Annotated in this window: 12 protein-coding genes; 4 read left to right on the top strand and 8 right to left on the bottom strand. The window is 60.8% G+C overall.

The genetic code is table 11. The features are described from left to right. Positions 1-46: 46 nt before the first annotated feature. The 5 genes from A8O26_RS21165 to A8O26_RS21145 are packed head-to-tail and all read right to left on the bottom strand — an operon-like array spanning position 47 to position 5,428. Entirely contained in the window at positions 47-1,081 is a 1,035-nt protein-coding gene (locus A8O26_RS21165; protein ID WP_064119696.1) for an AbrB family transcriptional regulator, read from the bottom strand. Continuing rightward, on the bottom strand, positions 1,074-2,588 hold the full coding sequence (locus A8O26_RS21160; RefSeq protein WP_064119695.1) for a tripartite tricarboxylate transporter permease: 1,515 nt from the start codon (positions 2,586-2,588) through the stop codon (positions 1,074-1,076). The genes A8O26_RS21165 and A8O26_RS21160 overlap by 8 nt, the downstream gene beginning before the upstream one ends. A 1-nt stretch (position 2,589) precedes the next feature. Then, positions 2,590-3,048, bottom strand: a complete 459-nt coding sequence (locus tag A8O26_RS21155) for a tripartite tricarboxylate transporter TctB family protein (RefSeq protein ID WP_064119694.1) — start codon at positions 3,046-3,048, stop codon at positions 2,590-2,592. Between the two features lie 56 nt (positions 3,049-3,104). Continuing rightward, positions 3,105-4,082: a Bug family tripartite tricarboxylate transporter substrate binding protein gene (locus tag A8O26_RS21150; protein ID WP_034153137.1), complete on the bottom strand. Its 978-nt coding sequence runs from the start codon at positions 4,080-4,082 to the stop codon at positions 3,105-3,107. Positions 4,083-4,135: 53 nt separating this feature from the next. Further along, the gene (locus A8O26_RS21145; RefSeq protein WP_064119693.1) at positions 4,136-5,428 is read right to left on the bottom strand and encodes an OprD family porin; all 1,293 of its coding nucleotides are present in this window, start codon (positions 5,426-5,428) and stop codon (positions 4,136-4,138) included. A gap of 236 nt (positions 5,429-5,664) precedes the next feature. On the opposite strand from A8O26_RS21145, the gene A8O26_RS21140 reads away from it, so the two are divergent. Next, positions 5,665-6,336 carry a response regulator gene (locus A8O26_RS21140; protein ID WP_007898613.1) on the top strand — a complete coding sequence of 224 codons (672 nt, stop codon included), beginning with the start codon at positions 5,665-5,667 and terminating at the stop codon, positions 6,334-6,336. Further along, complete coding sequence (locus A8O26_RS21135) at positions 6,329-7,714, top strand: sensor histidine kinase (RefSeq protein ID WP_064119692.1); 1,386 nt, start codon at positions 6,329-6,331, stop codon at positions 7,712-7,714. Before A8O26_RS21140 ends, A8O26_RS21135 begins: the two co-directional genes overlap by 8 nt. A 150-nt stretch (positions 7,715-7,864) precedes the next feature. Here A8O26_RS21135 and A8O26_RS21130 read toward each other — a convergent pair whose 3' ends face one another. Together A8O26_RS21130 and ygfZ are read right to left on the bottom strand one after the other, a co-directional pair. Next, positions 7,865-8,686, bottom strand: coding sequence for an HDOD domain-containing protein (locus tag A8O26_RS21130; protein WP_064119691.1), 822 nt, complete (start codon positions 8,684-8,686; stop codon positions 7,865-7,867). Positions 8,687-8,721: 35 nt separating this feature from the next. Continuing rightward, the gene (ygfZ, locus tag A8O26_RS21125) at positions 8,722-9,663 is read right to left on the bottom strand and encodes a CAF17-like 4Fe-4S cluster assembly/insertion protein YgfZ (RefSeq protein WP_064119690.1); all 942 of its coding nucleotides are present in this window, start codon (positions 9,661-9,663) and stop codon (positions 8,722-8,724) included. Positions 9,664-9,813: 150 nt separating this feature from the next. Between ygfZ and A8O26_RS21120 the strand changes: the two genes are divergently transcribed. Continuing rightward, complete coding sequence (locus A8O26_RS21120) at positions 9,814-10,068, top strand: succinate dehydrogenase assembly factor 2 (RefSeq protein WP_064119689.1); 255 nt, start codon at positions 9,814-9,816, stop codon at positions 10,066-10,068. Continuing rightward, positions 10,052-10,504: a protein YgfX gene (locus A8O26_RS29515; protein WP_081265231.1), complete on the top strand. Its 453-nt coding sequence runs from the start codon at positions 10,052-10,054 to the stop codon at positions 10,502-10,504. The genes A8O26_RS21120 and A8O26_RS29515 overlap by 17 nt, the downstream gene beginning before the upstream one ends. Here A8O26_RS29515 and nadB read toward each other — a convergent pair. Further along, the gene (nadB, locus tag A8O26_RS21115) at positions 10,473-12,089 is read right to left on the bottom strand and encodes an L-aspartate oxidase (RefSeq protein ID WP_064119688.1); all 1,617 of its coding nucleotides are present in this window, start codon (positions 12,087-12,089) and stop codon (positions 10,473-10,475) included. The two genes, A8O26_RS29515 and nadB, sit on opposite strands and share 32 nt — an antisense overlap. Positions 12,090-12,438 lie beyond the last annotated feature (349 nt).

The following is a 12,438-nucleotide window of genomic DNA, read 5'->3' as shown; positions in this document are numbered from 1 at the left end:
AAAACCCTGTGGGAGCGAGCCTGCTCGCGAAAAGGGCGACGCGGTCTTACTCCGGATTACGATTCCAGTACTTGAACAACGGCTCCGCGAGAAACAGCACCAACAGCAACCGCATCACCTGCATCGCCGTCACCAGCGGCACCGACAGTTGCAGGGTCTCCGCCGTCAGACTCATCTCGGCAATCCCGCCGGGCATCATGCCCAAGGTCAGCGAACGCAGATCCAGATGGGTCAGCGCACTCAACCCCAACGCTGCTAGCGTCGCGATCAACATGGTCAACGCCGTGCCAATCAACGTCCGCCCCATGAATGAAGGCGCGCGGCGGAAGAACTGCCGGTTGAAGTGACAACCCAAACCACTGCCAATCAGCCACTGGCCAATCTGACTGCCGCCATTGGGCAAACCAATGTGCAAATCCCAGCCAATGCTCACCGCCGCACTCACCAGCAACGGCCCGAACAACCACGGATTGGGTTGGCGCAAACGCTGCCAGAGCCACGCGAGCAAACCGCCCGCCGGAAACAGAATCGCCAGCCAGCGCCAATCGACGCTGCCAGCGTGGGAAATCGGGTTGCCGTCGCCGAGCAAATACTTGAACGCCGCCGGCACGCACAACACCACCACCAGTACGCGCAAACTCTGCCCCGCTGCGACGTGGCTGAGCATCGCGCCGTTACGTGCGCCGAGGTTGACCATCTCGCCGGAACCACCGGGCATGCTTGAGAAAAACGCCGTGGCGCGATCCTCACCGGTACGGCGCATCAACCACACGCCGACCACCGCCGAGACACTGGTGACCAGCGCGCCGAAGAAGATCAAACCGAAATGACTGAGCACCTGCTCCATCACCACCGGGGTGAAGTGCAGGCCGATGCCGATACCAACGATCCACTGGCCGCACTTGCGGCCGCCAGGGATTTCGGTCAATTGCCAAGGTGTCAGGCAGCGCACGAGGATGATCGCCAGCAACGAGCCGACCATCCACGGCAGTGGCCAGCCGATCTGGCTGGCGAGGTAACCGCCAAGCAGACCGACCAGCGGGGTTCCCCACCAGGATTTCAGTGAGGCGCGATCAAACATCGGCGATGGCGCGACGCGCGACCGAACGTTTGCGCCAGATGCGCAACAGTGGCATCAGCAGCATGATCGCGGTCAGCACCCAGACACCGAAAGTGATCGGGCTCGACCAGAGGATTTCCAGCGCACCGTTGGAAATCGACAGCGCGCGACGCAGGTTCTGCTCCATCAAGCCACCGAGGATGAAGCCCAGCAGTACCGGCGACAACGGGAAGTCGAGCTTGCGCAGGATGTAGCCGAAGATGCCGATGCCGACCATCAGGAACAGGTCGAACGTGGTGGCGTGCACTGCGTAAACGCCGATCCCGGTGATGATCGCGATCACCGGCACCAGTGCCCAGTTCGGCACGGCAAGGATGCGGGTGAAGATGCGGATCATCGGGATGTTGAGGATCACCAGCATGATGTTGGCGATGAACAACGACGCGATCAGGCCCCAGACGATGTCCGGTTGTTGCTGGAACAGCAGCGGGCCCGGGGTGATGTTGTACAGCGACAGCGCGCCGATCATCACTGCCGTAGTGCCCGAGCCTGGCACGCCCAGCGTCAGCATCGGCACCAGTGCGCCACAGGCCGAAGCGCCAATAGCGGTTTCCGGCGCGGCGAGGCCACGGGCATCACCCTCTCCGAATTTGCCGCTGGCACCGGCGATGCGTTTTTCGGTCATGTAGGCCACGGCACTGGCCAGCGTCGCGCCGGCACCCGGCAACACGCCCATGATGAAACCGAGGAGGCCGCAACGAATGTTCACCACGAACACCGAGGACGCTTCCTTGAAATTGAACATCATCCGCCCGGTGGCTTTCACCGCTTCCTGGCCGCGATGGGTTTTCTCCAGCAACAACAGAATCTCGCTGACCGAGAACAGGCCCAGCACCAGCACGACGAACTGGATGCCGTCAGTCAGGTGAATGTTGTCGCCGGTAAAGCGGTACACGCCACTGTTGGCGTCAATGCCGACGCTCGACAGGAACAGGCCGATCAACGCCGCGATAAACGTCTTCAACGGTCGATCGCCGGCCATGCCGCCGAGACAGACAATCGCAAACACCATCAGCACGAAGTATTCCGCCGGGCCGAAGGCAATCGCCCATTTCGCCAGCAGCGGCGCGAACAGCACCATGCCGCAAGTGGCGATGAATGCACCGATGAACGAACTCCACGCCGACAACGACAGCGCCACACCGGCCAGACCTTTGCGGGCCATCGGGTAACCGTCGAGCGTGGTCATCACGGTCGATGCTTCGCCCGGAATGTTCAGCAGGATCGAGCTGATCCGCCCGCCGTATTCGCAGCCCAGATACACCGCCGCGAGCAGGATCAACGCCGACTCCGGTGGCAGACCAAGGGCGAAAGCGATCGGAATCAGCAAGGCCACGCCGTTGATCGGCCCGAGTCCAGGCAGCAGGCCAACGACGGTGCCGATCAGCGTGCCGCACAGAGCGGTGACCAGGTTGTACGGGCTCAGCGCGACGCCGAAGCCTTGACCCAAATAACCGAGGGTATCCATATCAGTTCTCCAGCACGTCGAGCAGGCCAAGGGGCAGCGGAACGTCCATCACACGGTCGAACAGCAGGTACAGACCGATGGCCATCAGCGTGGTCACCACCACGCTCGGCAACCAGCGACCGCCATACAGGCGCGCCATCGGAATGCCGATGAGGATGCTGCTGAGGATGAAACCCAGCGGTTCGAACAGACCGGCGAACACCAGCAGCAGTGCGACGCAAATGGCGATCTTGGTCAGGGTTTCACGATCCAGTGGCGGCTCGTCTTCACTGTGTTTGATCGGCGCCGGGCGGAACACCATGTACAGCAGCGCCGCGCCCATCAGGCCGAGCATCAGCAAAGGAAAGGCGCGTGGGCCGACCGGTTCGTAGGAAAAAGCCGCTTGGTACGGCCACGCCATCAGTGCCAGACCGGCGCAAACCAGCAACAGCACTGAGGCGAAAATGCGTTGAATAAGCATGGGAGCTCCTGGGCCGCGCTCCCGCAACCGGGAACGCAGCCGCTAGACAGAGGCGATCACTGGATCAGGCCGAACTCTTTGGCCAGCACTTTGTAGTCCGCGACTTGCTTCTTCACGTAGGTATCCAGTTCCGGGCCGGTCATGGCGAACGGGAACAGTTCACGCTGGTCGCGCAGCTTGGCGAATTCGTCGGAGGCCAGCAGTTTGTCGAACGAGTCTTTCCACCAGGCGTAGTCTTCGTCGCTGACTTTTGGCCCCAGGTAGAAGCCGCGCACCACTGGCCAGACGATGTCGTAGCCTTGCTCGCGAGCGGTCGGGATATCTTTCATTTCCGGCTCGTCGAGGCGCTTGTCGGCGAACACCGCGAGCAGGCGCATGTCACCGCTCTGGATGTGCGGCATGGAGTCGGAGATGTCGGTACTGCCGACCTGGATGTGACCGCCGAGCAGGGCGGTGGCGATTTCGCCGCCACCTTCGAGGGCGACGTAACGCAGGTCGCGCGGGTTGATCCCGGCCGCCTTGGCGATCAGTGCAGTTTGCATCCAGTCCTGGCTGCCGACGGTGCCGCCGGAACCGATCACCACCGAGCTTGGATCTTTTTTCAGCGCCTGCACGAGATCGTCGAGGGTCTTGTAGGGCGAATCGCTTTTCACCGCGATGGCGCCGTAGCTGGTGCCAACCGCTGCCAGCCAGCGCACGTTGGTCTCATCGAAACGCCCGAACTTGCCCTGGGCCAGGTTCAACAGCGAACCGCTGGACCAAGCCACCAGCGTGCCGGCATCCGCCGGACGTTGTGCGACCACGGCGTTGTACGCCACTGCGCCGACGCCGCCGGGCATGTAAGTCACGCGCATCGGTTTGCTCAGCAGTTTCTGGTTGACCAGCGCGCTCTGCACCAGTTTGCAGGTCAGGTCGAAACCACCGCCGGGGGAGGCCGGGGCGATACATTCCGGACGTTTCGGTTCGGCCATCAGTTGGCCGGCAAACAGGATGCAACTGGCGGCCAGTGCAACTTTACGCAGTGACAGGTTCATTCGATTCTCCACGGGCATTGTTGTTATTCGACGTGTTTTTCACTTACGGGCATTTACCAAAGTGCAACGCTGTAGCTCACCAGCAAACGCACTTCGTCTGCATCGCGAGCCGAGTAATTGGAGCGGTAAGTGGCATTGCGCAAACGCACGGCGACGTCCTTCAAGGCGCCGCTTTGTACTACATATTTGATCTCGGTGTTGCGCTCCCACTCTTTGCCTTCTTCGCCGTTCTTGAGCTTGATGTTGTCACCGCTCAAGTAGCGGCTCATGAAGCTCAGGCCTGGAATGCCGAGCTTGGCGAAGTCAAAGTCGTAGCGAGCCTGCCAGGAGCGCTCTTCAGCACCGGCGAAGTCGTTGATCTGCACGAAGTTGACCAGGTAAGGGTCGCTGCCATCGACATACGGGAAGGCGCTGTCGCCGGACATGTGTTGATAACCGGCGCTGAACTTGTGCCCGCTCAGCGCGTAGCTGACCAGACCGTTGAGCGAGCGGTTGTCGATCTCGCCGCCACGGGCCGCACCCTGATCATCGCTGACGGCAAAACGCAGGTCAGTGGCAAACGTGCCCGGGCCCATCGGACGTGAGGCCACCAGGCCGAAGAAGTGCTGGTTGTAGACTTCGTCGAGTTGGGCAAAGTGGTAACTGCCGGTGATCTTGTCGGTGAACTTGTAATCCACGCCGCCAAAATCGAAGTGCTTGCCGGCAGCGGTGCCAGCGAAACGGCTGTTCTTGTTGTTGAGGGCGATGTCCTCGAAATCAGTGCTGTCGCGATCCTTGGCTTTCTCCAGTCGGCCACCGGTGAAGGTCAGGTTCTTGATTTCCTTGGAGGTCAGCAAACCACCTTCAAACGTCTGCGGCAGGATGCGCCCGTCGTTCGGCTTGAGGATCGGCAATTCAGGAATCAGGCTGCCGATTTTAAGTTCGGTGGCGGAGATTTTTACTTTGCCGGTCAGGCCGACTTTCGAGTACTCGTCCGCCGCGCGCCCATCGTCGTGGGTCGGCAGCAGGCCGGTGCCGGTGCGGTCCGGGCTCGAATCCAGTTTTACCCCAAGCATGCCCAACGCATCGACACCGAACCCCACGGTGCCGTCGGTGTAACCCGATTGCAGATTGAGCATGAAACCCTGAGCCCACTCGTCACGCTTGGATTGCTGCGCGCTGGTGCCATCGCGAAAGTCGCGGTTGAAATACATGTTGCGGGTTTCGAAGGTGGCGCTGCTGTCTTCGATGAAGTCGGCAAAACTCAGCGGCGAAAAACCGGCAAGGGCGGCGGCACTGGCGAGGGCGGTGTGGCTGAAACGGGAAGGGCGAACAGGCGTGAATGCCTGAGGCTGCATGGACGGCATGCGGGTGTACTCCGTTTATTGTTCTTATTGGTCGAAAACGCTTCGTGGCGTTTTTCGTAGCGCTGTGTGGCAGCAGCGACGGCAGTCGGGACTGTCCGTGGGCCGACTCTAACCGGCTAACCTTTCACTAACCTTTCAGCTGACTTTCACGGTTTTCGGGCTTCACAGCGGCGGTTGCGGCTGTAAACTCCGCGGCAAAGCGTGGCGCCGGCCATCCCTGAACGAGGTAAAAATCCATGCGTGTTCTGCTCGTCGAAGACCATCTGCAACTGGCCGAAAGTGTCGCTCAGGCGCTCAAGAGCACCGGTCTTACCGTGGATGTGTTGCACGATGGCGTGGCCGCCGATCTGGCCTTGAGCAGCGAGGAATATGCGGTGGCGATCCTCGATGTCGGCCTGCCGCGCATGGACGGTTTCGAAGTGCTCGCGCGTTTGCGCGCACGCGGAAAAAACCTGCCGGTGTTGATGCTGACTGCGCGCAGCGACGTGAAGGATCGCGTCCACGGCCTCAATCTGGGTGCTGACGATTACCTCGCCAAACCGTTCGAACTGACTGAGCTGGAAGCGCGGGTCAAAGCCTTGCTGCGGCGCAGCGTGCTTGGCGGCGAACGCCAGCAGCGTTGTGGCGTGCTGGCCTATGACCTTGACACCCGGCGCTTCACCCTTGGCGAAGAATTGCTGACGCTGACTTCGCGCGAGCAAGCGGTGCTGGAAGCGCTGATCGCCCGACCGGGGCGGGTGATGAGCAAGGAGCAATTAGCCGCGCAGGTGTTTGGTCTGGATGAAGAGGCCAGCCCCGATGCCATCGAGATCTATGTGCACCGTTTACGCAAGAAACTCGACGGCCAACCGGTGGCCATCGTGACATTCCGTGGCCTCGGTTACCTGCTGGAAAGCCGCGATGCATAAGCCCAGCAGCCTGCGCTGGCGCTTGCTGTGGAACCTCGCATTGCTGCTGGTGGTGTTGATGCTCGCCAGTGGTTTGAGCGCGTACTGGAATGGTCGCGAAGCGGCGGACACGGCGTACGATCGCACGTTGCTGGCCTCGGCCCGGACCATCGCGGCGGGCCTGTCGCAACGCGATGGCAGCCTCAGCGCCGACGTGCCTTACGTGGCGCTGGACACCTTCGCCTACGACAGTGCCGGGCGAATTTACTACCAGGTCAACGATATCCATCAGAAGCTGATTTCCGGTTACGAAAATCTTCCCGGCCCGCCACCCGGTACGCCGCGTACTGACAGTTATCCGGCGTTGGCGCGCTTCTACAATGCGACCTACAACGGCCAGAACGTGCGCGTCGTCAGTCTGCTCAAAGCGGTGACCGAACCGAACATGAACGGTATGGCGGAAATCCGCGTGGCGGAAACCGACGAGGCACGCGTCAGCATGGCCCGTAGTCTGGCGGCCGACACGTTGCTGCGTTTGGGCATGTTGGCGATCGGCGCGTTGTTGCTGGTGTGGTTTGCGGTCAGTGCGGCATTGCGCCCATTGGAGCGCTTGCGTACAGCGGTGGAAGAGCGTCAGCCCGACGACTTGCGCCCGCTGCCATTGGTGGAAGTGCAGCATGAACTGTGGCCGCTGGTGCGTGGGCTTAACCACTTCACCGAGCGCTTGCGTGGCCAGTTTGAGCGGCAAGCGCAGTTCATTGCCGATGCCGCGCATGAATTGCGCACGCCGTTGGCGGCACTCAAGGCGCGGCTTGAACTGGGCCTGCGCTCGAACGATGCCGAGATCTGGCGTTCAACGCTGGAATCCTCGGCGCAGAGCACCGATCGCCTGACCCATCTGGCCAATCAGTTGCTGTCGCTGGCACGCGTCGAAAACGGTGCGCGGGCGATTGCCGAGGGGGGCGCACAGTTGCTCGATTTGAGTCAGTTGGCCCGTGAATTGGGCATGGCCATGGCGCCGCTGGCGCACAAGCGCGGGGTTGCGCTGGCGCTGGAGGCGGATGAGCCGGTGTGGCTGCGCGGTGAGCCGACGTTGCTCAACGAATTGCTGAGCAATCTGGTGGACAACGCGTTGGCCCACACGCCACCGGGCGGTAATGTGATTTTGCGGGTGACGGCGCCGGCGGTGCTGGAAGTCGAAGATGACGGGCCGGGGATTCCGCTGGAAGAGCGTGATCGGGTGTTCGAGCGGTTTTACCGGCGCAATCAGCAGGTCGCAGGTTCTGGCTTGGGCCTGGCGATTGTCGGCGAGATCTGCCGGGCGCATCTGGCGCAGATCAGTCTGCATGATGGCGAGCAGGCGGGGTTGAAGGTGCGGGTCAGTTTTATTGCCGGGTGATTTTGCGGTGTTCTTGCAGGCCTCTTCGCGAGCAGGCTCGCTCCCACAGGGGGAATGCATTTCAATGTGTGAATCAGCTGTGCTCCCACAGGGGAATGCATTTCATTGTGGGAGCGAGCTTGCTCGCGAAGGGCGCGCCTCGGTCTCGAATCAGTAAAACATCGTCCGCGATTCTTCCAGATCTTCGCACAGCGCTTTGTTTTCCTGATCGATCCCAAGCTTCCTGAACGCCGGCACACTCAGCGGATCGATCCGCGCAAACGGATGATCAGTGTCCTTGTGGCAATACAGACTGGCCACTTGCACCAAATCGACATAATCGATGGCCGTCGAGTCGCGCTTGAAGTCCTGATAGCGCCCCGGCAACTCCACCAACCGCTCCGGAAACTCCCAGACGCGCAGCAACTTGTCGCCCAGCAACGGATGAATGTGATCGATCACGTGGTTAAGGCTGACCGGGTCCGAGAGCAGTTCGTAGTGGTCCTCGGCGTAGGTCAGAATTGGCAGCACGCCGATCTGATGCACCAGCCCGCCGAGGGCCGCTTGATCAGGTTTGAGTTGGGTGTAGCGGCGGCACAGCGCATAACTGACCCCGGCGATTTCCAGACTCTTGCGCCAGACTTCGCGCATTTTCTGTTCGACCACCTCGGAGCGGGCGTGGAAGATCTGCTCCATTACCAGACCGATCGCCAGGTTGCTGCTGTAGTTGATGCCCAGTCGGGTGATGGCGGTGTGCAGGTCGGTGACTTCCTGCGCGGCGCGCAGCAGGGGGCTGTTGACCACTTTGATCAGGCGCGCCGACAGCGCCGTGTCCCGGCCGATCACTTTGCTCAGGTCGCTGACGCTGATTTCCGGGTCTTCAGCGGCCTTGCGAATTTGCAGGGCCACCTCCGGCAACGTGGGCAGAACCAGGTCATCGTTATCGATGGCCTCAACCAAATCCTGTTGGACTTTTTCCGCCAGTTCGCTCATTTAAACTCTCTAGGGTGTTGCAACAAATGCTGCGATCAGCGCTGGATTTCGCGGTCGCGATCCAGTTCGTAAGGCAGGTCGAGCAGATGCAGTGCGGGACCCTCGAGGGTGCCCACATGCAAATCACCGGCTTCGGCTGCTTCGGCCTGCAGCACCGCCAGGAGTTCAATGTTTTGCCCGGCCTTGGCGGCCAGCACCACTTCGCCGATGGCGCTGTTGTGGCTTGGCGCGAACAGTTGCGTGCCAGGCTCCGGCAAATCAGCGGCGTCCAGGCTCAAGCGATACAGACGACGCTTGAGTTTGCCCAGGTATTGCATGCGCGCGACGATTTCCTGGCCGGTGTAGCAGCCTTTCTTGAAACTCACGCCGCCAACGGCTTGCAGGTTGAGCATCTGCGGGATGAACAGCTCGCGGGTGCTCGGCATGACCTGGCCGATACCGGAGCGGATCTGGCCCAGCAGCCATTGATTCAGCTCGCCTTCAGGCAGCGTTACAGCCAGTCTGGTCTTGATGGCCTCTGCCTGATCAGCTGGCACCCAGAGTTCGGCGCGATCCGGCGAGACGCGAATGGCGATCAGGCCCTCGTGGCGTACGACGCTGTCGGTATCTACCGGCAAGTCAAGGCCGAGGCAACTCAAGGCCGCATCGCCCTGCACCAGTCCAAAACGCACCCAGGCGGCGCTTTCATCAGTCAGTTTGGATTTGGAAAACACGGCGTATTTTTTCAGATCCGCCAATTGAGGTTCCAGCAGCTCGCTGGCCATCGCCAGAACCACGCCGTCACCTTCGAGCAGAATGCGGAAACTCGACTGCATCCGGCCTTTCTGCGTGCAACGCGCGCCGAGGCTGGCGCGGCTGTCGCTCAGGTAATTGAGGTTGCAGGTCAACTGGCCTTGCAGGAATTTTCCGGCATCCGCGCCGCGAACCGCGAGAACGCCTTCATGAGACAGGGTGCAGAAAAAAGCAGAATCGGCCATGGGTCATCGCAGGGTAAATAGACTGGGGCACATCATAAGGGCGCGTTGTTGAAATGGGTAGTTGATAAAGGATCGATGGTGCCCGACCAAAGCCGACTGTGCGACCCGCCTCGGGGCTGTATACTTGCCGGCAAATTTGAGGAGGGCTCCATGGTCGAACAAGTTGAACTGAACCGCCTGTTTTGGCACAGCCGTCGCGGCATGCTCGAGCTTGACGTATTGCTGGTGCCATTCGTGAAAGAGGTCTACGCGACTCTGAATCAGGTGGATCGCGATCTGTATGTCCGTTTGCTGATGTGCGAGGATCAGGACATGTTCGGTTGGTTCATGGAGCGCAGCGAGTCTGAAGATCCAGAGCTGCAGCGCATGGTTCGCATGATCCTGGACCGTGTCCAGCCCAAGTAACACGTTCGAATGCCGCTGGCATGCCTCACGGCAGTTGCTGGCGGCGTATCTGTTGGCCCAGGCGTTCGCACTGGGCTCTTTGGTTCTGCTTTCGATTCCACTCTGGGCCAGTCTGCTCGGGGCTTTCGCTTGCCTGCTGCATGGGTTTTGGGTGTTGCCAAGGCAGATTTTGCTGAATCATCCCCAGGCTTTTTGTGGACTGCGCCGCGATGCCGATGGCTGGCAGTTGTGGAATCAAGCCAATGGCTGGCAAGCGGTGCAGCTGCGCCCGGACAGCCTCGCGTTACCGCTGATCGTGGTGCTGAGGTTCAGGTTGCGCGGGGAGTGGCGGCTCAGATCGATCTGCGTGCCACGGGACTCGCAGGCGGCGGACTTGCACCGACGCCTGCGAGTACGGCTCAAGTTCAGCCGACGTAGGTGGGCGGCACCAGAATAGTGTCGAGCGCTTCGGGCAGCATGTCCGGATAGTCGAGGGTGTAATGCAGGCCGCGACTTTCCTTGCGTTCCATGGCTGAGCAGATCATCAACTCGGCCACTTGCGCCAGGTTACGCAACTCGATCAGGTCGCGGCTGACTTTATAGTTGCTGTAGAACTCGTCGATCTCATCCAGCAGCAGACGCACGCGGTGCTGCGCCCGTTGCAGACGTTTGTTGGTACGCACAATGCCGACGTAGTCCCACATGAACCGCCGCAGCTCATCCCAGTTGTGCGCGATGATCACGTCTTCGTCCGAATCGGTCACCTGGCTGGCGTCCCACGCGGGCAGGGCGTTTGGCGCAGCGACATCATCCAGTTGCGCGAGAATGTCCGCCGCCGCCGAGCGCGCATAGACGAAGCATTCGAGCAACGAGTTACTGGCCATGCGGTTGGCGCCGTGCAGGCCGGTGAAACTGGTTTCGCCGATGGCGTACAGCCCGGTGACATCGGTGCGGCCATTCTGGTCGACCATCACGCCGCCGCAGGTGTAATGCGCCGCTGGTACGACCGGAATCGGTTGCTTGGTGATATCGATGCCGAAGCCGAGGCAGCGCTCATAAACTGTCGGGAAGTGAGACTTGATGAAAGATTCGGGTTTGTGGCTGATGTCGAGATAGACGCAGTCGACGCCCAAGCGCTTCATTTCATGGTCGATGGCCCGGGCGACGATATCGCGCGGGGCCAGTTCGGCGCGTTTGTCGAAGCGATACATGAAGCGCTCGCCATTGGGCAACTTCAAATGCGCGCCTTCGCCGCGCAGGGCTTCGGTGATCAGGAAACTCTTGGCCTGCGGGTGATACAGGCAGGTCGGGTGGAACTGGTTGAATTCCAGGTTCGCCACCCGGCAACCGGAGCGCCAGGCCATGGCGATGCCATCACCGCAGGCGCCATCGGGGTTGCTGGTATAGAGGTAGACCTTGGCGGCGCCGCCCGAGGCGAGGATCACGAAGCGTGCGCCGTAGGTGTCGACTTCGCCAGTGGCACGGTTGAGCACGTAGGCGCCGAGGCAGCGATCGCCGTCCAGGCCCAGACGTCGTTCGGTAATCAGATCGACGGCAACGCGTTGTTCCAGCAGTTCGATGTTGGAGCGTTCTTTGGCCTGGGCCAGCAAGGTTTTGAAAATCGCCGCGCCGGTGGCGTCTGCAGCGTGGATGATGCGCCGATGGCTGTGGCCGCCTTCGCGGGTCAGGTGAAATTCGAAACCGCCGTCTTCAGTCCCCGATTGTTCGTCGCGGGTGAACGGCACGCCTTGGTCGATCAGCCACTGAATGGCTTCGCGGCTGTGCTCGACGGTGAAGCGCACGGCGTCTTCATGGCACAGGCCACCGCCGGCATTCAGGGTGTCATCGACGTGGGATTCGACAGTATCGGTATCGTCCAGCACGGCGGCGACGCCACCCTGGGCCCAGAATGTCGAACCGTTGGCGAGATCGCCTTTGCTCAATACGGCAATGCGCAAATGACCTGGAAGGGTCAGCGCGAGACTCAAACCGGCAGCACCGCTGCCTATGACCAGAACATCATGTTGGAATTGTTGGCTCATTACAGGATTCCGCTCAAAGCGACCCGGGTCGGGGGTGGCGCAAGACAGCTGGATCGGCGAGTCAAGACAGCCACACAGCCCACTAGTATATAGAGGGGTGGGGCGGCACAATAGCCGAGCCCATATGGCATTGTGAAACTACTGTGACGGAAAAAACCGGGTGCTTCGTCGGAAGATTTTTTCGCAGGGTTTGCGAAAAGACGACTGTATCGGCGTTGAAACACGCTTTTTCAGCACAGGGTTGCCCAATGTCGGGTGGCGACGGCTATAAATAATTGGAACTTTTGCCAAAGGCCCAAGATCAATAGTCGGTGCCAGAAATAAGGGACAGTGTCGGCTTCAGTGCGGA

It is taken from the genome of Pseudomonas fluorescens, assembly GCF_001648775.1.
GTDB classification, from domain to species: domain Bacteria; phylum Pseudomonadota; class Gammaproteobacteria; order Pseudomonadales; family Pseudomonadaceae; genus Aquipseudomonas; species Aquipseudomonas fluorescens_M.
The sequence above is the reverse complement of the archived record's forward strand: the minus strand, read 5'-3'. Positions and strand labels throughout refer to the sequence as shown.